The following is a 23,704-nucleotide window of genomic DNA, read 5'->3' as shown; positions in this document are numbered from 1 at the left end:
AGTGAATTTGTATCCTCCTTTTTCAAAAAAACGAAATGATAGCGCTTACATTCCTTTTCTTGTGACGAATCCCTTGAAAAATTATTCGTGTATTGTCAAAAATGGCACGTTCATTTCCCAAGTTTTTTTACTACATGTTAAACATACCCAAGCAGACGTCAGAACTCAATCCACTAAACACGAAGTTATGATTACATTTTGATTACAAGGTAAATGTAGTCGGAAGAACTTGACGAGTAGCTTAAGAACTCTTACACTCTTCTAATACGAATTAATTGTATCGGTTAAGTTGGAATTAAAGGAGGCACTAATGAAAGCAGTCAATTACCCAGTCATTCCTGGAGCAGGCGCGTTTTATTATGAAGGAAACGAAATCGGTATTTTGCTTTGTCACGGCTTTAACGGGACACCTCAGAGTGTACAGGACGTCGGAATTGAGTTGATGAAGCAAGGGTTTACGGTGTATGCCCCGCGCTTGAAAGGGCATGGGACACATCCGGAAGACTTTCGATGTTCCACGCATCGATGTTGGTATAAAAGTGTGACGAAAGGAATCGAGCGATTACGCGAGTCGTGTCAGACGGTCATCGTCGTCGGTCAGTCAATGGGCGGGACGTTGGCACTCAAGGCTGCCCTTGAAGGAAAGGCGGATGCGATTGTGACAATCAATGCCGCGTTATCGGTACCAGGATATGCGTGTCATGCGTCGGACACCGAGTGTCGATTTATCGACGAAGACGCGCCCGACATCTTGGCAAAAGACGTATATGAGATTGTCTATGACCGTGTGCCTACAAGAGCGATTCGGGAATTGCTTTCGCTGATTGACGAGGTGCGACCGCACGTCGGAGCGGTTGATGTGCCGACATATGTCATCCATTCTGCTGTCGACAACGTAGTACCGCCTTCCGACTCCATCTGGTTGTTTGAGCAGTTACAAGGAACAAAAGAATACGCGGTGCTTCCTAACTCGTATCACGTCGCGACGATGGACCATGATTGGAAGCATTTGTCGAAGCTGATCACAACCTTCTGTGAACAGGTTGGGGCGCGCCATCAAAATGCAGTGTAAAAACTGCATTTTTTTGTGGGCTGATTCTTTGCAAACGCTTGCACTAATGCTATGGTAGATGTGAATCATACCTTATTGTAGGAGGCACGGTGCCGTATGGAGACGTTGTTCAGCCAAACGAAACAAACAGAAATCAGTCGTGTATGGTGGAAAGAGGCCATCGCCTATCAAATTTATCCAAGAAGTTTCAACGATTCGAACGGGGATGGAATCGGTGATCTTCGTGGAATCATTGAAAAGCTCGATTACTTAGAAGACCTTGGAATTGATGTCATTTGGATTTGTCCGATGTACAAATCGCCAAACGATGATAACGGATATGATATTAGTGACTATCAAGACATTATGGACGAGTTTGGGACGATGGAAGATTTTGATGCCTTGCTAGAGGCGGTGCATGCACGAGGGATGAAGCTGTTGCTCGACCTCGTCGTCAACCATACGTCGGACGAACATCCATGGTTCCTTGAATCGAAGAGCTCGAAAGACAATCCGAAACGAGATTGGTATATTTGGCGAGATGGGAAAGATGGGATGCCACCGAGCAACTGGGCGAGTATCTTTGGTGGGTCCGCTTGGGAATATGACGAACCGACCGATCAATATTACTTGCACGTCTTCTCGAAGAAACAACCCGATTTGAACTGGGAGAATCGTGAAGTTCGGACGGCTGTCTATGACATGATCAACTGGTGGCTCGATAAAGGAGTCGACGGATTCCGTGTCGATGCGATCAGTCATATTAAAAAGATGCCGACGGAGACGATGTTATCTTCTCCGGACGGAAAATCGATCGTTACGGCGTTTTCGATGTACTCGAATATCGATGGAATCCATGAATATCTACAAGAGATGAAGCGAGAAACGTTCTCCAAATACGACATTATGACTGTTGGGGAGACGAACGGCATTGAGCCGGAAGAAGCTGACCAATGGATGGGGCCAGAGAATGGTGCGATGAATATGGCCTTTCACTTTGATCATGTCGATATCATGCGACGGTCACGTCTTGCCCCGCTCGATGTCGTCGAGCTGAAACGAATCTTCGATAAATGGCAACAAGGATTACGCGAAACCGGATGGAACGCGTTATACATTGAAAATCATGACATGGTGCGAGCGGTCTCGCTCGTCGGGGATGAGCATCATTATTGGCGTGAAAGTGCCACGGCGCTTGGGATGATGTACTTCTTCATGCACGGGACACCATTCATTTACCAAGGACAAGAGATTGGGATGAAGAATGTGCCGCTCCCATCCATTCATGACTATGATGATGTCGCGACGAAAAACGAGTACTTCGAACGGATCGCGAACGGGATGAGTGAAATCGACTCGATGCAACAAGTATGGGGCACGTCTCGTGATAACGTCCGGACACCAATCCAGTGGGATGCCTCACCTCATGCTGGTTTCTCGACGACGACCCCGTGGATGCCGATTCATGAAGAGTATGAGACGCTCAACGTCGAGGCACAGCGAAACGACCAGCATTCGATCCTGTCGTTCTATAAGGAGATGATCCGTCTTCGTCGAGCTGAGGAGACGTTTACGTATGGTCGTTATCGTGACGTCTTGCCTGAACATAAGCAAGCCTTCGTCTATGAGCGTACATTTGAAAACAACCGCTTCTTCGTTGTCGTCAACTTGACCGCCAATCCGGCAGAAGTGACCGTTCCGGAAATTGCAGGCGCTACGCTTGTCATGACGAATGAGATTGACCGGGAAACAATTGATACGGAAACGTTTATGCTTCGACCATTCGCAGCACGGTTATATCGTTTATGATAGAAAGGTACCTTCCTAGGAGGGTACCTCTTTTGAATGAAGGGTGGGACGAGGATGCATACGATTGAATTTTCCAATGACAACGAGGTCGTACGCATGGTCATTGGTGGTGCCGATCGCGAACGGTTGGAATTGATGATTGATGAGCGACGCGTTACGATTTACGTGAAAGCGTATCTCGATTTTGGAGAGGCGTTCGCCAAGGCGTTTCATTCGTTGAAAGGGACGGCCGCACTCCGTGATGTGGAAGGACAGTATGTCATGGATGTGATTTTTTCGCATCGAGGGGTCAGCGTTCGTTTTTATGATTTGTTTCCTGAGAAGACGCTCCAGACGGATCAAAGTTACATGACAGAAACGATACGACAGATCGGTATCTGGAATAGGCTGTGACAAATGAGGGAAAAGAGCATATGATAGAGATTGACTAAATGGAAAGGGGTGTCGGGTATGGATGGAACGAAACGTGCTGACATTCGCCCAGGACTCCACGTCCAAATCGTTTTAAAACAAGATCAACGAAGCGGAAAGCTGACGAAAGGCGTCGTTCAAGATATATTGACGAACTCGCCACGTCATCCGCACGGAATCAAAGTGCGTTTGAGCGATGGGCAGGTCGGTCGTGTGAAAGTGATCGAAGCTGGAGGTGAGTAAGATGAGTGAGAAAAAACTATCTTTTCAAGAGGCGATGAAACAAAAGCTGGCAGAGAAGAAGCAAAATCAAACGAAGGTTCCCACGGGTTTACATGGTACAAAACAGAAACCGTTGACGAGCCAATTGACGAAAAAACCAAATAACCAGAAGAAACGTACTGGTATTTAAACTCGCAGCTACTCGAAAAGAGTGGCTGTTTTTTTGATTATTCATTTCGTTATTGTGAATTATAATCATGATTTAATATTTCTAAACATTTTTATGTAAGCGCTTTAAGTGCTTATAAATAAGGAATCTCGCTTATATGATGTGAAAAAAGAGTGAAATGACCTATAAAAAAATTATTGATAATTGTCAGAATCTTTGTATAATTCAGAACTAAGACGTCATAAAAAATTCTCAACTTCAGATTCACACAACAGGGAGGAACTTATTCATGGAAGCGATTCAAGGTATGTTACAAGGAAGCGTCGACTTTTTGAACAACATCTTATGGTCGTACGTATTGATCGCCGTTCTCGTTGGAGCCGGGATCTACTTCACGGTCAGAACACGTTTTATGCAGTTCCGTTACTTAAAAGAAATGTTACGTACGGTGACAGATAAATCGGACGTTACACTTTCAAAAGACGGGAAGAGTATTTCTTCAATGAAATCATTCTTTATCGGTGCCGCGACTCGAATCGGTACAGGTAACCTTGCCGGGGTCACGGTAGCGGTCACACTTGGTGGACCAGGAGCGGTCTTCTGGATGTGGATCGTCGCCCTTCTCGGTGGTGCGACAGCCATGATTGAAAGCACGCTCGCTCAAGTATACAAAGTGAAAGACGATGTCGCGTACCGCGGTGGTCCAGCTTACTACATCGAAAAAGGTTTGAACAACCGTGCACTTGGAATCGTATTTGCGGTTCTCATTGCTGTCACATTCGGACTCATCTTCAACTCTGTTCAATCGAACACAATCGCTGCAGCATTCGATAACGCATTTGGAATCGATGCGGCGATCGGCGGAGCAATCTTAGTTGTTCTTACTGGTCTTGTCATCTTTGGTGGTGTACAACGTGTCGCGAACTTCTCGGCGATCGTCGTACCAGTCATGGCTGTTCTCTACCTTGCCATCGCACTCTACGTTGTCGCTGTGAACTTTGCTGAACTTCCAGGCGTCTTCGCTATGATTTTCCAAAGCGCATTTGGTTTGAACGAAGCAGTCGGTGGTTCAATCGGTGCTGCAATCTCAATGGGTGTACGCCGTGGACTCTTCTCGAACGAAGCAGGTATGGGTTCTGCACCAAACGCAGCAGCTGCTGCTGAAGTATCGCACCCTGCGAAACAAGGTTTCCTTCAATCACTCGGTGTATTCTTGGATACGTTGATCGTATGTACAGCAACTGCAGCGATCATCCTTCTCTCAGACAGCTACGCTGCTGGAAATGGTGAAGGGATTGTCCTTCTTCAAAACGCATTGACTGAACAAATCGGGGCACTTGCTCCAGCATTCATCGCTGTCAGCGTCTTCTTGTTCGCCTTCAGCTCGATCGCAGGAAGCTACTACTACGGTGAAACGAACATCGAATTCATCAAGAAGAGCAAAGGTGTAGTCTTTGGATTCCGTCTTGCGACAATGGCATTCGTTTTCATCGGAGCGGTCGCAAGCCTCGGATTCGTATGGAGCCTCGCTGACCTCTTCATGGCAGGGATGACATTGATCAACATCGCGGCAATCACATTGCTCGGTGGCGTTGCCTTCAAAGTTCTTAAAGATTACGAAGAGCAACGAGCTCAAGGTCTAAATCCACGCTTCTCGGCTCGTAAACTCGGTATCGAGAACACAGAGTGCTGGGACGTGGAAGAAGACGAAGTGGCACAAGGTACTATTCAAGCAGCAGCAGCCGACGCTTCAAAATCATAATTCGTGAAATGCAACAAACAGGGACCCTGCTAATCGGGGTCCCTGTCTTTTTATGCATGATGACGTATCGGCTTGACGGTTTGTTCCGTCTCAGATTTGTTCAAATACAAGTAACTTCCGGCAACGAACAACGCACCACCGACAATATTACCGAGTGTGGCGAAGAAGAGATTATAAAGGGCACCGCTAAAGGTGACGAGGTCCGACGGTACATAGTGGAGCGCGAGAGCGAAAACGCCCATGTTCGCAATCGAGTGCTCGAATCCAGCGGCGAAAAATACGACGACCGGAAGCATCGTCAGCATAATCTTCGCGACGTCATTGTTCGTTTTGAGTGGCATGAAGATGGCCAAACAGACGAGCACGTTACATAAGATTCCTTTCAAGAAAATAGCAAGGGCGTCTCCACCGATTTTCTTCGCGGCGACGACAGCAAGCAAATGGTCACCCGACACGTCACCCATGCTGTGAGCTCCGATGACGAGAAGCGATAGCATGACGGCACCGATCAAGTTACCGACCCAACTGAGTCCCCATATTTTTGCGAGGTCGAACCAAGCGACACGTCCCCGTTTTGCACCAGTGTAGAGATACATCGTGTTGCTCGTAAACAATTCTCCCCCCATCCAGACGATGAAGACGAGTGCCACTGAGAAACTGGCGCCCGCAATCAGCATCGTTCCGGGGACATCGATGAACATGTTTCCGACGGTGAATGAGAAGACGACTCCAATTCCGATTAAAAAGCCAGCGATTATCGATCGCAACATGTATTGAGGAAATGAATGTTGAAGCAATGATGATTTCTTGAATGCAGCTTCTTCCATATAATCGACGACTTGCTTTTCCATGAAAAGACCTCCTTTAGACCCTTTCAGTCTAGGAGGTCAACGTGAAGTTTGCAATTGTTTTCACAAACTTTCAAGAAGTTCTCAAGAAACCGTTCACATCGTTGCCACGAGTTCAACTTTGATGCGGTCCGGGTCTTCAAAAAATAGTGCTGTATAGTTTGGGCCTCCTGCGTGGGGGAAGCGGTCTGCGTACAATTCACGAAACCCGTGTGATGCGAGCTGTTGCCGAACTTCTTCTAATTGTGCGAGGGAAGACGCATGAAATGCCAAGTGGTTGAGACCAGTCTTTTTTCGGTGATACGGTGGCGCAAGGTGAGTCTTTTCCGTTTGAACGAACACGAGATATGTTTCACGGTATCGATAGCTCCGTCCTTCTGGCCAAGATTGATAGAGCGTGTAATCAAGTTGTTCACAGAGGAGCCATTCCCAGGCACGTATACTGTCGTGTAGGTTTGAAACGTAAAGCTCAACATGGTGAAGCATGAGAATCATCCTTTCGATGGACGTTTGAAAATGGTCCGTTCGGTATAATTGAACTATACAACGAATGAGGGAGGAAACGTATGGATCGGACAGGGCTCGTCTCAAATATTTTGATTGCCGGAAAGACCGGTGTCGGAAAGAGTGCGTTCATCAACTATATATATGGACATGACGTCGCCGAATCGCGTGCCGGAAGCCCGGTCACTCAAGAAGGGCTTCACAAATACGAGTATTACGATTTAGAACGGGGCATCTTGTTTCGTTTTTTCGATACGTGGGGGCTCGAGGCGGACCGCTCTGAAGAGTGGCACCAAGCGATCCTATCCATCGTCCATCAGCGTGAAGGGGCGCTCGATATCGCAGAGTGGTTTCATACGATTTACTACTTATTGTCGGTGCAGTCAGGACGTGTCGAGGCGTATGAGCTCGAGGCGATTTTAAAACCTTTATATGAGCGGGGGAGCAACGTCACCCTCATTCTGACTAACTTCAACGAAGACGACCCGATGAGTGTGCAAAAGGCAGAGGCGATGGAACGGGTATTGTTACGCGAACTGCCGATTGAAGAAGAGGACATCATCCGTGTCAACAGTGTCGAAAAGAAGTTACTGACAGGAAAACACGTCCCGGTAAGAGGATACGAAGAGGTATGGAATCGGAATCGGACGAACCTATGGAAAGACATCGAGCGAAAACTTCCCATTAACTTGACGAATCATCTTCTTGAAGAGTTAGAGGATTGGCGAATTCGGAGTATCGCTTCTGCAGAGACGATTCGGATGCTGACCCCGCAAGCGATGATTAGTTGGAGAGCTAGAAAAATAGAGAAAGATTTAGAAAAGACGCTTGAAGCGGCCGCTTTGACGACGGAAGAGGCGATGGCAGAAGGGGTGCGTCATTATATCCAACTCATGCAGCGGTACCCACTCGTCGGAGAGCAAGCAGACCTTTTGTTTAGAACAAGACGAGTTGAGCTCGGATTTGACTACTCGTTCGGAAAAACAGTTCGAAAGATGGTTCTCGGAATGATTCCTGGAGTGCACTTCATCTACTGGGCATTCAAGCGTCGGGCGGCAGAGCGAGGGATTAAAAAGGCCATCGAGCAACAATATGCATCTGTAAGACAAACGATTGAAGAAGAGATTCGACGCGGCTTTGAGCGCGAGATGGGTCAGCTTGGTCGCACGCTCAACTCATAAGGGGGAAACGTAAATGGAATCGACGAAACGATTTGATTTTAAAGATTATGATTTAAAGGCAGAACTCGAGCGGCTACGGGGCAATGTCAAAAAACCAAACATCCTCATCGCGGGAGCAACGGGAGCAGGAAAGAGTTCTGTTGTGAACTACGTGTTTGGACGTGATTTGACGAAAGTAGCAGCCGGGGAACCGGTCACAAGAGGAATTCATCAATATACGAGTGATGATATCGCAGTCACCTTGTTCGACAGCGAAGGATATGAGATCGGGAGTGCGCGGCAACAACATTACGAAGAGGAAGTCATCGGGTTTGTGGAGAACGCAAAGCGGCAAGAAGCATCCAAACGAATCCATCTCGTCTGGTATACCATCAACGCTGCGACAAAGCGTGTCACGCCACTCGACAAGGCCTTGATTCGCCGTCTACGTGAATCGACCGCTGTCGCCGTCTTATTCACACAAATCGATCAGGTCGATTTAGATGAACTGACGGCATTGCGGAATGAACTGAATGGAATCCTTCCGGAAGATGCGATCTTCCAAGTCAGCATTTCTTCGGAAATATTGAACAATGAAACATTGCGGCAATACGTGGATTGGGAACGGTTGATTGTGTGGTCGGTGGAACAGCTAGATGCTTCCTTACAGGAAGGGCTCTTGATGGAGATTCATGCAGAGAGTGAAGCGATGCTCAAGTTAAAGCGTAAAAAGGCGAATCGAATCATCTCTGGCTATGTCGCGAGCGCAGGAACGGCTGCTGCGGTTCCGCTCCCGTTTGCTGATGCCGTGGCATTGACGCCGATTCAAGTGACGATGAGCGTCCATCTATTTCGCTATTGGGGTGTCAAAGCGAGTGATGATTTGTTGAAGACGCTCATTGGAAGTACCATCATTCCACAAATCGGTCGCACGTTATCGAAAACGATTCTCTTGAACGTCATGAAGTTTTTCCCGGGAGCGAACGCCGCGGCCGGTGTCATCAATGCGACCGTCGCATCAGGGATCACGTGGGCCATCGGACTCGCCATTAACGAAATCGCCTATCGAAACGCTATGGATTCATCGAAAACGATTGAACAGTTGTTAAATCAAGAGTTCGGGTCACTGTTTGAACAGTATTTGAAGCAAAAGCCGAAGTCGGATCAACCCTCTTAACGCTTTCCATTTGTTAGACTACAAGTAAGTGTAGAGAGGGGGAGAAAGATGAAGAAACGAATCTATATTACGCGTCGCTTGCCGGAAGAGGCAGTCGAACCGCTTCGCGATCAATACGATGTGCGCATGTGGGAGCATGAAGGGGAAAGTGTGCCGCGAGAGGTGCTGTTAGAAGAAGCGTCATCTGCGCATGCGCTCTGGACCATGCTCAGCGACACGATTGACCGTGAAGTGTTTGAGCGTGCCACACAGTTAGAGGTCGTCTCCAATTTGGCGGTCGGATATAACAATATCGATTTGAACGCAGCGAAAGAGAATAGCGTCATCGTCACCAACACACCCGATGTCTTGACGGAAACGACAGCAGATTTGACGTTTGGTCTCATGATGATGACGGCACGACGTCTCGGAGAGGCGGAACGTGACTTGCGCGCCGGGGAGTGGAAGTCCTGGCTGCCGATGGGCTACGTCGGGATGGACCTTTATCAAGCGAAATTGGGTATCATCGGAATGGGGCGAATCGGTGAAGCGGTCGCACGTCGGGCAAGAGGATTTGACATGGAAGTTCTATACCATAACCGGACACGGCGACATGAGTCGGAGTCGATGTATGGCTTCACCTATGCGGAACTCGATGAACTATTGACACAATCCGATTTCGTCGTCGTTCTCGCACCGCTCACGGACGAGACACGGGGAATGCTCGGGGCTAAAGAGTTTGCCAAGATGAAGGAAACATCCATTTTCATCAATGTGGCTCGTGGAGAAATCATCGATGAAAAGGCGCTATATGAAGCACTTAAAGCGAGGAAGATTTGGGGAGCGGGATTAGACGTATTCACAAAAGAACCAATCGACCTCGGTCATCCATTATTGACGCTTCCGAACGTGACGACATTACCGCATATCGGGAGTGCAACGATTCGGACACGTCTGGCGATGATGGCATTGAATCGAGATGCCATCACAAATGTGCTCGAAGGGAAAGAACCGAAGAATCGTTTGACGTAAGAAGAGCCTGACGCGGGTGCGTCAGGCTCTTTGTTACTATGTTAGAAACGTCGGATATTATCCGGATCTTCTACGTCATTTCGATAAGCACGATCATCGAGACCACGTAGTTTTTCCTCGCGATCTGGATTCTTCGTTTCTTTATCCAGTTTATCTTGCTCCGGGTCTACGGGATGGCTTGGGTCGATGGTCTGAGCCTCACGATAAGGTTTTGAGTCGATTTCCAATCCATCGTCAGTATGACTACCGAGATGAGTCGATGATGCGTCTTGATATGGTTTCGAATCGACTGTCACCCCGTCTTGATGACGACGTTCAAAGTCTTCATCCACATAAACGAGGATTTTCCCGGCTTCTACATCGTCATAGTGACGTTTTACTTCCTCTTCGCTCAGTCCCATGTTGCGTAGACCAGCGTGCACGTCTTCATGACCGCTGAGGAACGCCCGAACCTTATCGAACCAGCTCGCTTGATGGGTCGCTTCCGTATGAACATCTGTATCACGTCTCAAAATCGAAACGTTGTCTTCATGTTTTGTGACGACATAAATGTGTGAGTCTTCATACCCTTTCGCTCGCAACTCCTCGATTTTCCCAAGTGCTGCATCCAGCGTATCGTGCATACTGATAAATCGTTTCTCATTCATAGTCGTTCCTCCTTATAATCGGCGATGATCTTCTAATCCAGAATGACCGCGTACAATCGGATCATCCTTTGTACCACGTGGATTCTCGTCGTGATCGTTAAATGGTTTCGCGTCAAAGGCGATCCCATCCGCTTTTTCCCCTTTATCATGATCGAGCTCACTGTCTTTTTTATACATGTTCGGATAGCGGTCGTACGAGTGTCGATCGATGTAGAGTAGAATCTGTCCTTCATCGATTGCATCATAATACTGTTCCGCTTCGGCATCGTTTAGCCCCATATTCCGTAACTCATCACGAATGCGGTCACTTCCGTGTAGGAATGCTTTGACACGGTCAAGCCAATTGACGTCACGGATACCGGACTCGGCATTTACATCCGTGTGATCACGTAACGCAGAAATTTCCCCGTCCCGCTTGGCGACAACATGCATATTTTTTTCAGCTTCCCCTGCAGCTTTCAGCTCTTCCACTTTGTGCATGACTTCCTGTTCTGTCTGGAACAGGCCAATCATTTTTCGTTCTGACATCGAATACCCCCTTTAGAATTTCCAATCTAAAACAAGCGTCACAATAGGAGTAATTTCCGTTCTCGCCATAATCGAAACAAAAAACGCCATCTCCTAAGAGGAGTGGCGTGGTTAGTAATAAAGCATGAGCGTATCGTCTCCGAGAGAACAACGTGTACTCTTCCAGACGAACTCGATTAATGTCCAGATGGCCATAAAGCCACTGATCGCCATTAAAATGAGCGCGTAGAGTGGGGTCAACTGAATGATGAATGACCAACCAATTGTCATTAAGAGCGGTTGAATCAGAAAGATAGACATGATGTAGACGACAACGATGAGCAAGGCGAATGCAATACGCCGACCGAGCGTCTGGATGTAATGTCGAAAACGGGTCAATATGCCGAAGATAGCACCGGTCACGAGGACGGGTAACAGGAAGGCCAGATAATCAATTGGATACGTCGACATAGGGGCGGTGAATAGTCGACCGCTAAAGACATCGTCAATCACGAGCAGTAAGTTGGCGTAGGCAAATGCCAAAATCATACCTAGTAGCCAGCCGAAGCGGTTCCAAATCGTACGAGACGATTTGAGTGCTTCAATCTTTGTGTAGGCGAGGAAGGCAAGGTCGCGCACTTCGATTTCTTTTAACGAAAGCTTGGCTTCGTCCAATTGATTGACGGCCCAATCGAATTCCCGGTTTGCTTGCGCTTTTTCATGAGGTTTTAATTCATCCGAGGCATCAATCAACACGTGATAGCGTCGACGATATTCTTCATTTGTTTCGGGTTGTTCAATGAGGAAACGAGCGTATTCCTGAGGATCTTGGTTTAAAAGACTTTCGAGCGACTGACCACTTTTCTCTGCATGTCGGATATATCCAGCAAGTGCGAGTAGATGGCGATCCGCTTCTGCCTCATTTCCAAGTAGTTCGATGAGGCGCTGGCGCACGTCGTTAAAGAACTGTTGGACGTTCGGGTCGTGAATCATATTCGGTTCCAGGGAGATTCCTCTCCTTTCTCGGTTTGTCATGGTCAAGCCGGAGGTTCGTCGTTATGAGAAAGTTTAAGTGACTCGAAATCACCTTGCTCGATACTTCGAATCAAAATTTCGCTTCCACCCATATTTGTCGAAAGCGGGATGGAGTAGACGTCACAAAGACGCATCAATGCGCTCACATCCGGTTCATGAGGTTGAGCAGTTAATGGGTCTCTGAAAAAGATGATCATATCCATCTCCCCGCGTGCGACGGCAGCACCGATTTCTTGGTCCCCTCCAAGCGGTCCGGATCGGAAGCAATGGACAGGCAAGCCGGTCGCTTCAGCGATTCGCTTACCCGTTGTACCGGTCGCAAACAACTGATGTTTCTTTAGTATATGGGTGTAAGTTTTAATGAGGACGATTAAATCATCTTTCTTCTTGTCGTGAGCCACTAAAGCGATATTCATCCTAAATTCCTCCTAACATGACGTCTCTTGTTATTCGTATCATATTTGACTTCATTTGGCACGATTTCTCTCTTAAACTAACGTACCCATTTCCAATGAATCGTAATAGTCATGTAAACGAATTGACTTACAATTCAGGTTTGATGATTTTGAAATATAGGTATGTATGAAATAGCACTGTTAAATAAAAACAATCATTTCATGTGAAAAAGGAGGAAGATTCGATGAACAACACAACGTATAACTTCAATACGTTCATGTCATGGCTACCAGAGCTTTTGCTGGCAATTGTTATTCTTGTAGTCGGTTACATCTTGGCAAAAGTATTGGAAAACGTGACACGTAAAGCATTGAAGAAAGCACGACTCGATGAGCGAGTGGGTATTCAAAAAGATGGGGAGAAAGGAGAAAAGTGGACCCCTGAACGCATTATCGGGAAAGTCGTGTTCTTTGGGGTATTACTCCTCGCATTCCTGATCATCTTTGAATTCATGAACGTTCCAGCCATTACGGAACCATTCAGTCAAATTTATGAAGGATTCTCTGGACTGATTATCGGTGTCATCAAAGCCGGCCTGATTTTACTCGTTGCCTGGGTCATCGCTACCCTTTTGAAAAAGGGGATTCAAATGGCGGGACATCGTTTGAATTTGAGCAAGTTGATGGAAAAAACGGGGCAAGAATCGACAAGTGTCAATCAAACGAAGTGGGTCGACACGGTCGCGAACATCGTCTTCTATCTCGTGCTCTTATTGGCGCTACCGGCTGTACTTGATGCCCTTGGACTTCGTGGGGTCAGCGGACCATTCGAAGACTTATTGAACAGCTTCCTCGGATTCATTCCGAAACTTGTCGCAGCGGCGCTCATCTTCGCAATCGGTTATGTCGTCGCGAAGATTGTACGTGACATTTTGACGAAGTTCCTTGAAGCAGCAGGGTTAGATCGCTTAGCAGAGCGATTCCATCTTTCTGATTATGTGAAAGGATCGAGTCTTGCGAAAGCGATCGGTACAATCGTCTTCATCTTCATCATGATTCCGGTGACGATTTCGGCGCTTGAAGCGCTCGATATTCGAGGAATCTCGGAACCCGCGATTGCGATGCTCAATGATGTCCTTGTCATGATTCCAGACATTCTCGTTGCAATCGTCCTCGTCCTCGTCGGGGTGTTCGTGGCAAGATGGTTGAAAGGGGTCGTCGTATCCCTTCTTGAGAATCTTGGCGTCAACTCGTTGGCTCAAAAAATGGGCTTCGGGGAACGTGCGTCTTCGATGTCAATCGCTCAAGTGGTCGGTGTCATTGTCCAAGTAATCGTGATCTTGCTCTTCGTATCTGAAGCACTTCAAGTCGCGAATCTTGAGTTCATGGCATCTCTTGCAACAGCCATCTTTGCTTACTTGCCGATGGTCATCGCAGCACTCATCATCTTGGCAGTCGGATTCTGGTTGGCGAACATGGCAGAGCGGTTGGTCGGAAGTGTACTTGTCGATGGAGCAGGACAACCGAGTGCGCTTCGCTACGTAGCGAAGTATGCGATTCTCGGACTCGTCTTCTTCATGGCCGTTAGCCAACTCGGCATCGCACCGGTGATTGTCAATACAGCATTCCTTCTCATTCTTGGGGCCGTTGCCCTCGCCTTCGGTCTTGCTTTCGGTCTTGGTGGTCGCGAGACGGCGGCACGTTATTTGAAAAAGGCGGAGCAACGCATTGATGAAACGGAAGTTTCAAAAGAAGGTCTTGAGCAGGAGAAAGAACAGATGAGCCGCGAAGCGGAAGCTGCAAAACAACAAGCGAAGCAAGGCGTGGAGCAGTCGAAACATGAAGCGGAACAATCGAAACACGAGTTGAAGCGAGATGTTCAAAATCCAAAAGTTGACCATGTTGATGGACCGGAACCGAATCCGTTCCATGAAAACATCACTCCGGATCAGGACAATCGATCACTTGATGATAACGATGGTCCGTTACGCCCATAATCGATGCTTGAACGGGTCTCCTACAAGGAGATCCGTTTTTTTGTGTTCAACTCAAGCATAAATCTGGTCGATAGTAAAAGAAAAGAGTGTAGGGGTGAGGGGAATGTTTGAACGTTTTCAACGGACGCTCGTGATGAACTATATCATCGGCTCAGGTTTGGCCGTCTTTGGAGTAGGTGGTGTCTTTATTTTTCAAACGCTTGACCTGTCCATTCGAGAGATTTTACTACTGTTAGGCATCATGTTGGGGTCAGGGATAGTTATGATTTTCTCAGAACTACTCTTATACCGTCGCCACATTCGACCGATACGACAGTTTTTTATGATCGAATCCCCATCGATTGACGAATTGACGTCGGCATTCGAACAAGCGAGTCGATTCCCGATTTTAACGGTGCAACGGATTTTAGGTCCTCATTTGTTTGGATTATCCATCCCGTCAATTGGTTTAACCGCCGTTTTTATTCAGATGGGGTGGATTGACTTACCTTATCGTTTGATCGGCTTGGCTGCAATCGGGGCCGTCATGATTGCGGTACTACATGCCTTGATTGAATATTTTTTGACGGTTCGATCGGTTGAGCCATTACTTGTATACATGAAAGAAAGGCATCTCGAACTTTATCATCTGCCTATTCATGCAACGTATCGATCATTTAGTGTCCGAACTAAATTATTGATCAGTATGCTCATTACGGGTATCTTTCCCATCATGTTGTTCATGTTGGCGTCGAGTGTCCAATTGTCGACTTCGACTCGAACGGATACGTATTGGAATTGGGCGCTCGTGATTCTTGTCATCATCGTCGGAATTGCGGTGTTATGCAGTTTCTTACTCTATGACAACATCAAACGTCCGATTGGATTTTTGACGTCCGGCATCGAACAGATGGAGTCGGGACAACTTCAGAAAATCGAGAATCCGTACTTAGATGAGTTCGCCCAACTGATTGGGGGATTCAATCAAATGGTTGAGACGGTAACTGCTCGTGAACAAGAAAACGCACAGCTGTTAGACAGCCTCTTCATTTTATTCGCAGCAACGCTCGATGCACGTGATCCCTACACAGCAGGTCATTCGGAGCGTGTCGCGATGTATTCCGTTGAGCTTGCTCGCGCCATTGGCTTACCGCATGCACAAGTCGATTTACTCAATAAGTCAGCACTTCTACATGACATCGGGAAAATTGGAATTCGAGATGACGTCCTACTAAAAGAAGGGAAGCTGACAGACGAAGAGTTTTCAAAAATTCAAGAACATCCGACCATTGGCATCCATATTTTGAGTCAAATTCATTTACCTGCATCGCTTCAACCGATTTTAGCCGGAGTTCGATCGCACCACGAACGAATCGATGGGAAAGGATACCCGGACCGCTTACATGCGGTCGACATTCCGTTATTCGGAAGAATCATGGCGATTGCCGATGCTTATGATGCCATGACATCAGATCGACCCTATCGGTCAGGAATGCCAGTGGAAAAGGCGCTTTCCATATTGGAGAGCGGTCGGGGAACACAATGGGACGCGGAATTTGTGGACGTATTCGTCCAACTTCGTCGTCAGGGCATATCAGCATAAGAAAAGGAGCAGCACCTCGTGTGCCGCTCCTTTGTCATATAGTTTGAAAGGCATATACCCCGAATACAGCTCCAATGACGACAACGACGAGGTTGACCCGTAGTAGCGCCAGGAAAGTGGCAACCACTCCTCCGAATAAGGCAGACGAGGTGGTGGTCGTGGAGGATAGGACGCCCGGAAAAATCAAACTAGCCAGTACCGCATACGGGATGAAGGAAAGAAATCGTTTCATATATGCCGGTAACGCCAATTCCTTTAGCCAGAGTAGCGGGACAAGGCGAGGGAGATACGTGACAAGTGCCAATCCTAGAACGAGTAGAAACAACGATATCATGTGACCTCTTCCTCCTTAAATACGAAAGCACCGATTCCGGCTGCGACAACGGTCGCGACGATGATTCGAATCCCATCTGAGATTGAGAAGAACGGGGTGATGACCCAATGGAGTATGGCTTGAATAATGATAGCTAAGCTTGCTACGACGAAGACAGGACGAGTCGTTAATGATGGAACGAGTAACCCGATGAACATCGCATATAGCGCAATCCCCATACTCGCCTGTAATGTGCTTGGAAGACCGAAGGCGAGGAAGACCCCCATCCACGTCCCGACATTCCAAGCAAGAAATGCGATTGTATTCAACCCGAGCACGAACATACCGGAACGGGCCTCTTGACGAGTAGAGGCGATGCTGAACGTTTCGTCGGTCACACCAAACGCGATGGTAGCCAATAGTCTTCGAGATGTACTCTCAATCCGTTGGGATAGTGAGGCGGACATTAAAAAATGGCGAGAGTTTAGAATGAACGTCGTCAAAATGATTTCCCAATACATCGAACCGGCCATCAGAAGTTGTACCGTAATGAACTGACTTGCCCCGGCAAAGATCAAAAAGGACATCGATAATGTGATAGCATTCGGCAAGTTGAAAGATTGTGCCAAAAGACCGAAGGCAATCGCAATCGGGATATATCCGATGGCGACGGGAATGCCGGCGCGTAGTCCTGCGCGAAACGTGGGTTGCGGTGAAGTTGGTGATGTGGGATGAATCGAAGTCGCCATGATAGCCCTCCTCCATAATTAAGATGATTTCTATGTCATTCGGGATGAATAAACGGTTTCCTGCTCAAATGATAAAAAAGAGGGTATACATGTATCGTTAAGGAGGGTGATCACATGAGTCGTGCTGAAGAATTTTTGGCATCCTATCATCGAATCGAGGACTACTTGAGTCGAGAGATGGGAGATGGGCAACATTTCAGTTTTAGTAACATGGTGAATCGGTTAGCGAAACAAAATCCAATCATCGACCGGTATAAAGAAGATTTACATCAGATGAGTCAACTACGAAATGCCATCGTCCATGAGCGGCGTGAACCTGATTTTATTATCGCGGAGCCACACGAGTCGCTTGTTGCATTGATTTTAGAAGTAGAGCGAGAGCTCCTTCATCCACGTCTCGTCATTCCATTGTTTGCGAAATCGGTGGTGACGTTTCAGTCGGAAGATTTTTTGACGGAAGTACTCCGGGAGATTCGAGATAAAAATTATTCGCAATTCCCTGTATATCATGACAATGGGTCTTGGCGCGGACTGTTGACGAAAAAAGGAGTGACCAGTTGGCTAGCCGAAACAATCGACGGGCCCAACTTGTCACTCAAAGGAGTTCGGGTGAAGCACGTGCTCCACCACGATCCGCATATGCACCGGTATCGATTCATTCGAAAGGATGCGACCGTAATCGAGGCACAGCACTGCTTTACGCAAATGAAAGAGGGCGCACGATATGACGCCCTTCTGATTACAGAGACCGGAAATCCGGATGAACCGCTACTCGGCATCATCCGTCCTCAAGATTTATTGAACGCGCTCCGTTGAGGCGAGATGTTCAATGGCGACCTCATATTGGGTAACGGTGTTGCCGAGGACGATTGGTTTCACTTCTGAAGTCCCGTCATCACGTTTCTTATGGGCGTGCTTATAAGCATTGCTGTCGCGCCAGTTCTCAAAGCTGTCTGCATCACGCCACGTGGTCATGATGACGACATGATCCATCGCCTCATCAGACGTATCCGTCAACACTTGCATACGGACAAAGCCATCCATCGCTTCGATTCCTTTTGTCGTTTCGAAGCGTGCTTTGACCGCGTCGGCTTTCCCTTTTTCAACGTCTAGTTTGTTCATCACAATCCACATCCCACATTTCCCCCTATACGAATAAGATGACTCCATTATAACGTGAACAGGGAAATGCCTGAAAAAGGATGCTCACTCAACGTCTGCTCCACCATTCTTCGAACGCCCAGTTCTTCTGCTTCATCATCGTCGCTTCAGTGACACCGACATAACGCAAATGCCAAGGTTCGTAATTGTATCCCGTGATTTTCTCTTTTCCTTTTGGATAGCGGACGATAAATCCATAGAGATGGGCGTTTTGAAGCATCCATTTCCCTTCAGGCGATCGGTCGAAGGATTCATATAGGCCTAGACGCATGCGTTGACTCGTCATATCAACGGCGAGACCCGTTTGATGTTCACTGTGACCGGGACGTGCCACATATTTTGAAGCGTATGCGACCCCACGTGTGTTGACGTAATAGGCATAGAGTGACTTTTGTGTCGAGTAAGATCGGTAGGCGCTAAGGGCGTATAACGTATGACCTTGCTTCCGACCCGCGTAATACAGTTTAGCCAGAGCATAGGCTGCCTCCGCCGTCATCAAGGTCCGTTCACTCCCTTTTTGATAAACAGTTGGAATGGTTAACGTGACAAGTTGTGGGGAACGATAAGTGGACGGGAGTCCATTCGCCTTGTTGACTAGTCGTAAACGATCGGCAGATGGCATCTTCGGGATACCGGCTTTCAAGTTGGCAGATGGAGTGAAGTACTTCGTATTTCCGATGTAGACGTTCGACCAACTCCGATTATAGGTCGTATAGCGGACTGGGACGTTCGTTCGTAGCGTCTTAAGGATAGGGGAAGATTGCATGGCACGACCGTACAAATAGGTCGTTTTAATCGTGTAACCTGGTTGTGGGGACGAGGATGCCGCTGTCACTGGCGACACTTGAAACAACAGCAGACAAATGACAAAAATACGCAGGGACTTCATGGCAAAACGCCTCCTCGAGAGTTAGATGATGTTCCTTTTCCCGTTTTCTTGATAGACTGTGCATCTTTAATCCGCCTTTAGGTCGGAAGAGGATACGGCTTGGGTCCGATGAAGGTGGGCATGAAATCCGATACAATAAAGATAACGAATGAGATCGTAGAGAGGAGTGAGCGAATGGAAGCTTTAGTCGGTTTACCACTTTTATTGCTCGTCCTATTCTTTGCCTTTTTGTATTTTAATATCAAAGGGCTATCGAATATGTGGAAGGACTATAATCGAACGAAATCGATGATTCCGCTTGGTTTTTTCATCGTCGGGATTATCGGGATTTTCACAGGAGTGTGGACGTGGCTCGTCATTTTGATTTACTACGTCGTCCGACCGAAAGACTAAACACTGTATGCAGACGCATACGGTGTTTTTGCTATACTGAGGACGAGGTGTTGAGATGGAGAAATTGATAAAAGCATGGTTTATCGTGACGTTGATCACGTTCGGAATCTTTAAGCTTGGTGAAGTGATGACGACCCCTTACTCGGAAACACCGAGTGAAGGGAATCTATACTGGATTGTTCTCTTAATTGGATGGCCGTTTCTGTTGTTGTTTATTTGGATCACCGTTCGTTTGACACATCGAGTCGTCGCATCCGTGCGACCATTTGGAAAGGTTAGTTTAGCGATTGGAAGTTTCGTCATGGCTGGTATAGCTTGGATGACTAACCAATCGCAGGCGGCGTCTCTTCGAGAAGGAATTCGTTTGTCAGCCAATGAGTCGTACGCAGCAGGATGGAACCAGTTCACGAATATCATCTATATGAATCAGCTGACGTTCTTCCTTTTGACGGTCAGTTGTATGGGAGTAGGAATTCTCTCATCATTCTTCCTGAACAAAAAACAGCGAGACGAAGCCGTGTGAGCTTCGTCTCGCTGTTTTTATAGGTGTTCTTTATAAAGACGTGCATAGCGATCCGCAGCGATGATGGCGTCAGCAACTTCTTCAGGTGTAACATCGAAACCGCTATGAATCGTTTCGCCATCTGCCGTGGCCGCTTTCCCGACCTTCAAGATATCGTCTCGAGATGCATCTTTCAATTTGATATCTTCAAGTGTGACCGGTAAGTCGAGTGCCATATAAAAGGCAACATACTGCTCGAACTCTTCTTGAGGGCGTCCTTCGAGTGCGAGTTGCACGAGTGTTCCAAATGCAACTTTTTCACCGTGCGTCAAATGGTGGATGTCTCCTTCAAGTGCGGTGAATCCATTGTGAATGGCATGGGCTGCAGCCAAGCCACCACTTTCAAAGCCGAGCCCGCTCAATAAGGTGTTGGCTTCCACAACAGCTTCAAGCGCAGGTGTGACGACTTTTGCTTTCACAGCTTCATACGCTTGAATCCCATATGTGAATAGAACCTCTTCACACCGTTCGGCAATCGCCTCCGCCGCAAGTGTCGGGACACCGCCAGCCATCGTCTTGCCTCCGAATGCCAGGACACTTCGCACTTCCACCCACGTGGCCAATGCATCGGCAATACCTGACGCTAAGAAGCGTGGCGGTGCTTGTGCAATCAATTCCGTATCCACAAGGACGAGATCCGGATTCTTTTTATAGAAACGGTAGCTTTCGAAATTGCCTTCATCTGTATATATGACCGACAATGCGCTCGTCGGTGCATCCGTAGAGGCGATGGTCGGTACAATGACGATACGCGCATCCAATTCATCTGCGACCGCTTTTGCTGTATCGAGCGTTTTCCCACCGCCGAGACCGATAACAAACGCTGTTTCATGCTTCTTAGCGTCTGTAGCGATTCGAATGATTTCGTGCTTCGACGCTTCTCCGATGAAATCAGCTTTCGTCGCCTTGAGCTGGCTCGCTTGCAGAGACTGGGTCACCCGTTCGCCGATCAACTCCCATACGACGTCATCCGCGATGAGTAAAGCGTTGGAACCGAAGTGAGCGACAAACTCTCCGATGCGATCAATCGTTTGTTTCCCTTGCACATACTTGGCCGGACTGATGAAAATGCGTTCTGACATAGTGAACTCCATCCTTTCATATCAGGTTTGGTGTAAGTGCTTACAAGGCAATCATACTACAACTGGTAAAGAATATTCGTGAAGATTACATGAAGAACGGCAGCTGACCAAGCACAAGCAATAGGATGATGATGGCGATGACAATGAGAAATCCCCAGTCGTTCATTCGTTTCGTCATAGCACACGTCTCCTTCATGGGTTGGAATTGCAATTCTTCCTCAGTATAGAGGGTGGTAAGAAAAAGGGAGGATGAATAAATAACCAGGTTAAAAAAAGTTACGCCTTGTCATGAGCGGACAGGTCATCAGGTTTAACAGATGATGAATCGGGAACACTAGAGTCGTATGTTGATTTTCTTGAAGGAGGAATTGAGTATGTCGAAACATGTACTGATTGTCACAACGTCAGCAAATCAATTATCAAATGGTCATGCAACGGGACTTTGGCTTGAAGAGTTTGCCGTTCCTTATTTATTGTTCGAAAAAGAAGGGTATAAAGTGACGGTCGCGAGTATCGAAGGTGGAGACGTGCCAATCGATGCGAATAGTTTAGAAGATGGTTTGTCAGAAGACATTCTCAATACACGGGAATTGCTCAAAGACACAGCTCGTCTCGATCAAGTCGCAGACGAGTCGTACGATGCAATCTTCTTACCGGGTGGTCACGGGACAGTTGTTGATTTCCCAGAAAATGAAACGTTACAACGTGTCATTCGCAATGTATACGAGAGTGGAAATATTGTCGGGGCAGTTTGCCACGGACCAATTGGATTGGTCAATGTGAAACTCAGCAACGATGAGCCACTCGTTAAAGATAAACAGGTGACAGGGTTCACCGATGCAGAAGAAAAAGAGATGCAACTCGATTCTGCCGTCCCGTTCCTACTTGAAACAGGACTACGCAATCAAGGCGGGCAGTTCAAGGGAGCTGACAACTGGGCGGTGAATGTGGCGGTTGACGAACGTCTCGTCACGGGTCAGAATCCTCAGTCTTCTGAAGCGGTCGGGAAAGAACTTGTTAAGTTACTCGGATAATCGTGTGAAGCAACTTCGAATGTCGAAGTTGCTTTTTTGTTTTTTGGACATATGTCCTATTCAAGTCATCTCTCTTTTCGTAAAGTCAGACGAAGAGAAAGGGGAATGACATGGGAATTTTATTTGCCATCTTATCAGGGACGTTCATCGCCCTTCAAGGAATCTTTAATGCAAAACTAGGAGATGCGGTAGGCGCATGGATGTCCGTCACTATCGTTCATTTTGTCGGACTTCTGTTAGCACTCGCGATTTACTTCTTCAAGCGGGATGCGGACATGACAGCCTTCAAACGTGTGCCTTGGTATTATAGTTTAGGAGGATTGTTCGGGGTATTCGTTGTCTTCGGCGAATTGACGGCGATTCAACAACTCGGGGTCACATGGGCAATTTGTGTATTGCTTGTGGCACAATTAGTAGGAGCCTTCATCATCGATTTGAATGGTTGGTTTGGTGTCAAACGGAAACCGATGAACACGGGACAGGTCATGGGACTCGTCTTGATGGTTGTTGGAATCGGAATCTATACATTTTCTTAAGGAGTTCACTTTACATGATGAATATTATGGATGCACTGACACGATTGCAGTGGAATCATCTGTTTTCGAATGAAACGCTTGAGTCCTCGTCCGTAGTGACATATGCGTCTGGGACCATGTTATGTTCGAACGATCAGCACATCGAATCTTTATTCGTCGTCCTTGAAGGGCGTGTCAAAATTTATACGCTCAGTGAAGAAGGGAAATTGCGATTGTTGCGTCTGAAGGCTGCTCCAACATTGATTGGAGATATCGAGTATGCGAGCGGACGCAATGTATTGCATACGGTTGAAGCGGTCGGTCCCGTGACGTGTCTGCGCATCCCTTTCGAGGCGCTTCGACGATATAATCGCACGGTCGAATTCACGGAGCATCTGTTACGAGGCGTGTCCGAAAAATTATTCATCGAGGCAAACGCCTCGTCGAATCATCTCATGTCGACTTTAGAAGAGCGCTTGGCCGGTTACTTGATCTCACTCAGTGAATCTGGGAATGAACTGTTTCAAGCGGAGATGAGTCAACTGAAACGGAAAGAAGTCGCAGAGTGGCTAGGGACGAGTTATCGTCACTTGAACCGAACGTTGCAGGCATTCGTGGATGAAGGATTGGTCAAACGAACGAGAAAAGAAGTCATCATTTTAAATAGTGAACGATTGAAAGAACGTGCGAACGGCATGTTTTATGAGTAAGGAGGAGTT

The 23,704-nt window shown here is 47.3% G+C and carries 28 protein-coding genes; 17 read left to right on the top strand and 11 right to left on the bottom strand.

The window, feature by feature from the left end; genetic code table 11:
- Positions 1–310: 310 nt before the first annotated feature.
- The 6 genes from KNO72_RS07515 to KNO72_RS07490 all read left to right on the top strand — a co-directional run bounded on the left by KNO72_RS07515 (position 311) and on the right by KNO72_RS07490 (position 5,424).
- Positions 311–1,072 (top strand): alpha/beta hydrolase, encoded by a 762-nt coding sequence (locus tag KNO72_RS07515; RefSeq protein WP_074035137.1) that lies wholly within the window; start codon positions 311–313, stop codon positions 1,070–1,072.
- A 132-nt stretch (positions 1,073–1,204) separates the two neighbouring features.
- Positions 1,205–2,860, top strand: coding sequence for a glycoside hydrolase family 13 protein (locus tag KNO72_RS07510; RefSeq protein WP_214757729.1), 1,656 nt, complete (start codon positions 1,205–1,207; stop codon positions 2,858–2,860).
- Between the two features lie 54 nt (positions 2,861–2,914).
- Complete coding sequence (locus KNO72_RS07505; protein ID WP_214757632.1) at positions 2,915–3,253, top strand: hypothetical protein; 339 nt, start codon at positions 2,915–2,917, stop codon at positions 3,251–3,253.
- A 57-nt stretch (positions 3,254–3,310) separates the two neighbouring features.
- Positions 3,311–3,514, top strand: coding sequence for a YwbE family protein (locus KNO72_RS07500; RefSeq protein ID WP_015880320.1), 204 nt, complete (start codon positions 3,311–3,313; stop codon positions 3,512–3,514).
- 1 nt (position 3,515) lies between these two features.
- Positions 3,516–3,683 (top strand): hypothetical protein, encoded by a 168-nt coding sequence (locus tag KNO72_RS07495; protein ID WP_015880321.1) that lies wholly within the window; start codon positions 3,516–3,518, stop codon positions 3,681–3,683.
- A 268-nt stretch (positions 3,684–3,951) separates the two neighbouring features.
- Positions 3,952–5,424 carry an alanine/glycine:cation symporter family protein gene (locus tag KNO72_RS07490; RefSeq protein WP_214757630.1) on the top strand — a complete coding sequence of 491 codons (1,473 nt, stop codon included), beginning with the start codon at positions 3,952–3,954 and terminating at the stop codon, positions 5,422–5,424.
- Positions 5,425–5,474: 50 nt separating this feature from the next.
- Here the strand turns inward: KNO72_RS07490 and KNO72_RS07485 are convergent, their stop codons facing one another.
- Together KNO72_RS07485 and KNO72_RS07480 are read right to left on the bottom strand one after the other, a co-directional pair.
- Positions 5,475–6,275 carry a formate/nitrite transporter family protein gene (locus KNO72_RS07485; RefSeq protein WP_196431707.1) on the bottom strand — a complete coding sequence of 267 codons (801 nt, stop codon included), beginning with the start codon at positions 6,273–6,275 and terminating at the stop codon, positions 5,475–5,477.
- 93 nt (positions 6,276–6,368) lie between these two features.
- On the bottom strand, positions 6,369–6,758 hold the full coding sequence (locus KNO72_RS07480; RefSeq protein ID WP_214685001.1) for a VOC family protein: 390 nt from the start codon (positions 6,756–6,758) through the stop codon (positions 6,369–6,371).
- Between the two features lie 80 nt (positions 6,759–6,838).
- Here KNO72_RS07480 and KNO72_RS07475 point away from each other — a divergent pair, with 80 nt between their 5' ends.
- The 3 genes from KNO72_RS07475 to KNO72_RS07465 are packed head-to-tail and all read left to right on the top strand — an operon-like array spanning position 6,839 to position 10,124.
- Positions 6,839–7,957 carry a GTPase gene (locus tag KNO72_RS07475; RefSeq protein ID WP_214757628.1) on the top strand — a complete coding sequence of 373 codons (1,119 nt, stop codon included), beginning with the start codon at positions 6,839–6,841 and terminating at the stop codon, positions 7,955–7,957.
- A 13-nt stretch (positions 7,958–7,970) separates the two neighbouring features.
- Positions 7,971–9,113 carry a YcjF family protein gene (locus tag KNO72_RS07470; RefSeq protein WP_214688956.1) on the top strand — a complete coding sequence of 381 codons (1,143 nt, stop codon included), beginning with the start codon at positions 7,971–7,973 and terminating at the stop codon, positions 9,111–9,113.
- 48 nt (positions 9,114–9,161) lie between these two features.
- Positions 9,162–10,124: a 2-hydroxyacid dehydrogenase gene (locus KNO72_RS07465; protein ID WP_078146035.1), complete on the top strand. Its 963-nt coding sequence runs from the start codon at positions 9,162–9,164 to the stop codon at positions 10,122–10,124.
- Between the two features lie 41 nt (positions 10,125–10,165).
- Here the strand turns inward: KNO72_RS07465 and KNO72_RS07460 are convergent, their stop codons facing one another.
- The 4 genes from KNO72_RS07460 to mgsA form a co-directional block, all read right to left on the bottom strand.
- Positions 10,166–10,771: a YflT domain-containing protein gene (locus tag KNO72_RS07460; RefSeq protein WP_214685007.1), complete on the bottom strand. Its 606-nt coding sequence runs from the start codon at positions 10,769–10,771 to the stop codon at positions 10,166–10,168.
- Between the two features lie 12 nt (positions 10,772–10,783).
- Positions 10,784–11,299: a YflT domain-containing protein gene (locus tag KNO72_RS07455; protein WP_078146037.1), complete on the bottom strand. Its 516-nt coding sequence runs from the start codon at positions 11,297–11,299 to the stop codon at positions 10,784–10,786.
- Between the two features lie 111 nt (positions 11,300–11,410).
- On the bottom strand, positions 11,411–12,271 hold the full coding sequence (locus KNO72_RS07450) for a hypothetical protein (protein ID WP_078146038.1): 861 nt from the start codon (positions 12,269–12,271) through the stop codon (positions 11,411–11,413).
- Between the two features lie 44 nt (positions 12,272–12,315).
- On the bottom strand, positions 12,316–12,729 hold the full coding sequence (gene mgsA / locus KNO72_RS07445; protein WP_078146039.1) for a methylglyoxal synthase: 414 nt from the start codon (positions 12,727–12,729) through the stop codon (positions 12,316–12,318).
- Between the two features lie 224 nt (positions 12,730–12,953).
- Between mgsA and KNO72_RS07440 the strand changes: the two genes are divergently transcribed.
- Both KNO72_RS07440 and KNO72_RS07435 read left to right on the top strand, forming a co-directional pair.
- Positions 12,954–14,705, top strand: coding sequence for a mechanosensitive ion channel (locus KNO72_RS07440; RefSeq protein ID WP_214757626.1), 1,752 nt, complete (start codon positions 12,954–12,956; stop codon positions 14,703–14,705).
- Between the two features lie 103 nt (positions 14,706–14,808).
- Positions 14,809–16,287, top strand: a complete 1,479-nt coding sequence (locus KNO72_RS07435) for an HD domain-containing phosphohydrolase (protein WP_214757624.1) — start codon at positions 14,809–14,811, stop codon at positions 16,285–16,287.
- A gap of 34 nt (positions 16,288–16,321) precedes the next feature.
- On the opposite strand, the gene KNO72_RS07430 is transcribed toward KNO72_RS07435, so the two are convergent.
- Both KNO72_RS07430 and KNO72_RS07425 read right to left on the bottom strand, forming a co-directional pair.
- A complete protein-coding gene (locus KNO72_RS07430) occupies positions 16,322–16,621 on the bottom strand; it encodes an AzlD domain-containing protein (protein WP_074035113.1) in 300 nt (99 codons plus the stop codon).
- Positions 16,618–17,349, bottom strand: coding sequence for an AzlC family ABC transporter permease (locus KNO72_RS07425; RefSeq protein ID WP_159563266.1), 732 nt, complete (start codon positions 17,347–17,349; stop codon positions 16,618–16,620). Before KNO72_RS07425 ends, KNO72_RS07430 begins: the two co-directional genes overlap by 4 nt.
- A gap of 114 nt (positions 17,350–17,463) precedes the next feature.
- Between KNO72_RS07425 and KNO72_RS07420 the strand changes: the two genes are divergently transcribed.
- On the top strand, positions 17,464–18,165 hold the full coding sequence (locus KNO72_RS07420) for a CBS domain-containing protein (RefSeq protein ID WP_074035110.1): 702 nt from the start codon (positions 17,464–17,466) through the stop codon (positions 18,163–18,165).
- Here KNO72_RS07420 and KNO72_RS07415 read toward each other — a convergent pair.
- Positions 18,145–18,483 (bottom strand): antibiotic biosynthesis monooxygenase, encoded by a 339-nt coding sequence (locus tag KNO72_RS07415; RefSeq protein WP_074035108.1) that lies wholly within the window; start codon positions 18,481–18,483, stop codon positions 18,145–18,147. The genes KNO72_RS07420 and KNO72_RS07415 overlap by 21 nt on opposite strands.
- A 76-nt stretch (positions 18,484–18,559) precedes the next feature.
- Positions 18,560–19,399, bottom strand: a complete 840-nt coding sequence (locus KNO72_RS07410) for a M15 family metallopeptidase (RefSeq protein ID WP_078146043.1) — start codon at positions 19,397–19,399, stop codon at positions 18,560–18,562.
- 174 nt (positions 19,400–19,573) lie between these two features.
- Between KNO72_RS07410 and KNO72_RS07405 the strand changes: the two genes are divergently transcribed.
- Positions 19,574–19,792: a hypothetical protein gene (locus KNO72_RS07405; RefSeq protein ID WP_078146044.1), complete on the top strand. Its 219-nt coding sequence runs from the start codon at positions 19,574–19,576 to the stop codon at positions 19,790–19,792.
- 55 nt (positions 19,793–19,847) lie between these two features.
- Positions 19,848–20,315: a hypothetical protein gene (locus KNO72_RS07400; RefSeq protein ID WP_214688947.1), complete on the top strand. Its 468-nt coding sequence runs from the start codon at positions 19,848–19,850 to the stop codon at positions 20,313–20,315.
- Between the two features lie 17 nt (positions 20,316–20,332).
- On the opposite strand, the gene KNO72_RS07395 is transcribed toward KNO72_RS07400, so the two are convergent.
- On the bottom strand, positions 20,333–21,436 hold the full coding sequence (locus KNO72_RS07395; protein ID WP_214685021.1) for a glycerol dehydrogenase: 1,104 nt from the start codon (positions 21,434–21,436) through the stop codon (positions 20,333–20,335).
- A gap of 374 nt (positions 21,437–21,810) precedes the next feature.
- Between KNO72_RS07395 and KNO72_RS07390 the strand changes: the two genes are divergently transcribed.
- From KNO72_RS07390 to KNO72_RS07380, 3 genes are all read left to right on the top strand, one after another.
- On the top strand, positions 21,811–22,470 hold the full coding sequence (locus tag KNO72_RS07390; protein WP_015880344.1) for a type 1 glutamine amidotransferase domain-containing protein: 660 nt from the start codon (positions 21,811–21,813) through the stop codon (positions 22,468–22,470).
- A gap of 110 nt (positions 22,471–22,580) precedes the next feature.
- Positions 22,581–23,006: a DMT family transporter gene (locus KNO72_RS07385; RefSeq protein ID WP_015880345.1), complete on the top strand. Its 426-nt coding sequence runs from the start codon at positions 22,581–22,583 to the stop codon at positions 23,004–23,006.
- Between the two features lie 14 nt (positions 23,007–23,020).
- Positions 23,021–23,695, top strand: coding sequence for a Crp/Fnr family transcriptional regulator (locus KNO72_RS07380; protein ID WP_015880346.1), 675 nt, complete (start codon positions 23,021–23,023; stop codon positions 23,693–23,695).
- Positions 23,696–23,704 lie beyond the last annotated feature (9 nt).

It is taken from the genome of Exiguobacterium sp. s123 (assembly GCF_018617075.1).
Classification (GTDB): domain Bacteria; phylum Bacillota; class Bacilli; order Exiguobacteriales; family Exiguobacteriaceae; genus Exiguobacterium; species Exiguobacterium profundum.
The sequence above is the reverse complement of the archived record's forward strand: the minus strand, read 5'-3'. Positions and strand labels throughout refer to the sequence as shown.

Excerpts from the sequence above, each read along its gene's own strand:
- KNO72_RS07390 (WP_015880344.1), top strand. The coding sequence starts at position 21,811 with ATGTCGAAACATGTACTGATTGTCACAACGTCAGCAAATCAATTATCA.
- KNO72_RS07385 (WP_015880345.1), top strand. The coding sequence starts at position 22,581 with ATGGGAATTTTATTTGCCATCTTATCAGGGACGTTCATCGCCCTTCAA.
- KNO72_RS07490 (WP_214757630.1), top strand. The coding sequence starts at position 3,952 with ATGGAAGCGATTCAAGGTATGTTACAAGGAAGCGTCGACTTTTTGAAC.
- KNO72_RS07495 (WP_015880321.1), top strand. The coding sequence starts at position 3,516 with ATGAGTGAGAAAAAACTATCTTTTCAAGAGGCGATGAAACAAAAGCTG.
- KNO72_RS07475 (WP_214757628.1), top strand. The coding sequence starts at position 6,839 with ATGGATCGGACAGGGCTCGTCTCAAATATTTTGATTGCCGGAAAGACC.
- KNO72_RS07470 (WP_214688956.1), top strand. The coding sequence starts at position 7,971 with ATGGAATCGACGAAACGATTTGATTTTAAAGATTATGATTTAAAGGCA.
- KNO72_RS07430 (WP_074035113.1), bottom strand. The coding sequence starts at position 16,621 with ATGATATCGTTGTTTCTACTCGTTCTAGGATTGGCACTTGTCACGTAT.
- KNO72_RS07515 (WP_074035137.1), top strand. The coding sequence starts at position 311 with ATGAAAGCAGTCAATTACCCAGTCATTCCTGGAGCAGGCGCGTTTTAT.
- KNO72_RS07480 (WP_214685001.1), bottom strand. The coding sequence starts at position 6,758 with ATGCTTCACCATGTTGAGCTTTACGTTTCAAACCTACACGACAGTATA.
- KNO72_RS07400 (WP_214688947.1), top strand. The coding sequence starts at position 19,848 with ATGGAGAAATTGATAAAAGCATGGTTTATCGTGACGTTGATCACGTTC.
- KNO72_RS07420 (WP_074035110.1), top strand. The coding sequence starts at position 17,464 with ATGAGTCGTGCTGAAGAATTTTTGGCATCCTATCATCGAATCGAGGAC.
- KNO72_RS07415 (WP_074035108.1), bottom strand. The coding sequence starts at position 18,483 with ATGTGGATTGTGATGAACAAACTAGACGTTGAAAAAGGGAAAGCCGAC.
- KNO72_RS07405 (WP_078146044.1), top strand. The coding sequence starts at position 19,574 with ATGGAAGCTTTAGTCGGTTTACCACTTTTATTGCTCGTCCTATTCTTT.
- KNO72_RS07425 (WP_159563266.1), bottom strand. The coding sequence starts at position 17,349 with ATGGCGACTTCGATTCATCCCACATCACCAACTTCACCGCAACCCACG.
- mgsA (WP_078146039.1), bottom strand. The coding sequence starts at position 12,729 with ATGAATATCGCTTTAGTGGCTCACGACAAGAAGAAAGATGATTTAATC.
- KNO72_RS07395 (WP_214685021.1), bottom strand. The coding sequence starts at position 21,436 with ATGTCAGAACGCATTTTCATCAGTCCGGCCAAGTATGTGCAAGGGAAA.
- KNO72_RS07440 (WP_214757626.1), top strand. The coding sequence starts at position 12,954 with ATGAACAACACAACGTATAACTTCAATACGTTCATGTCATGGCTACCA.
- KNO72_RS07505 (WP_214757632.1), top strand. The coding sequence starts at position 2,915 with ATGCATACGATTGAATTTTCCAATGACAACGAGGTCGTACGCATGGTC.
- KNO72_RS07450 (WP_078146038.1), bottom strand. The coding sequence starts at position 12,271 with ATGATTCACGACCCGAACGTCCAACAGTTCTTTAACGACGTGCGCCAG.
- KNO72_RS07435 (WP_214757624.1), top strand. The coding sequence starts at position 14,809 with ATGTTTGAACGTTTTCAACGGACGCTCGTGATGAACTATATCATCGGC.
- KNO72_RS07455 (WP_078146037.1), bottom strand. The coding sequence starts at position 11,299 with ATGTCAGAACGAAAAATGATTGGCCTGTTCCAGACAGAACAGGAAGTC.
- KNO72_RS07485 (WP_196431707.1), bottom strand. The coding sequence starts at position 6,275 with ATGGAAAAGCAAGTCGTCGATTATATGGAAGAAGCTGCATTCAAGAAA.
- KNO72_RS07460 (WP_214685007.1), bottom strand. The coding sequence starts at position 10,771 with ATGAATGAGAAACGATTTATCAGTATGCACGATACGCTGGATGCAGCA.
- KNO72_RS07500 (WP_015880320.1), top strand. The coding sequence starts at position 3,311 with ATGGATGGAACGAAACGTGCTGACATTCGCCCAGGACTCCACGTCCAA.
- KNO72_RS07410 (WP_078146043.1), bottom strand. The coding sequence starts at position 19,399 with ATGAAGTCCCTGCGTATTTTTGTCATTTGTCTGCTGTTGTTTCAAGTG.
- KNO72_RS07380 (WP_015880346.1), top strand. The coding sequence starts at position 23,021 with ATGATGAATATTATGGATGCACTGACACGATTGCAGTGGAATCATCTG.
- KNO72_RS07465 (WP_078146035.1), top strand. The coding sequence starts at position 9,162 with ATGAAGAAACGAATCTATATTACGCGTCGCTTGCCGGAAGAGGCAGTC.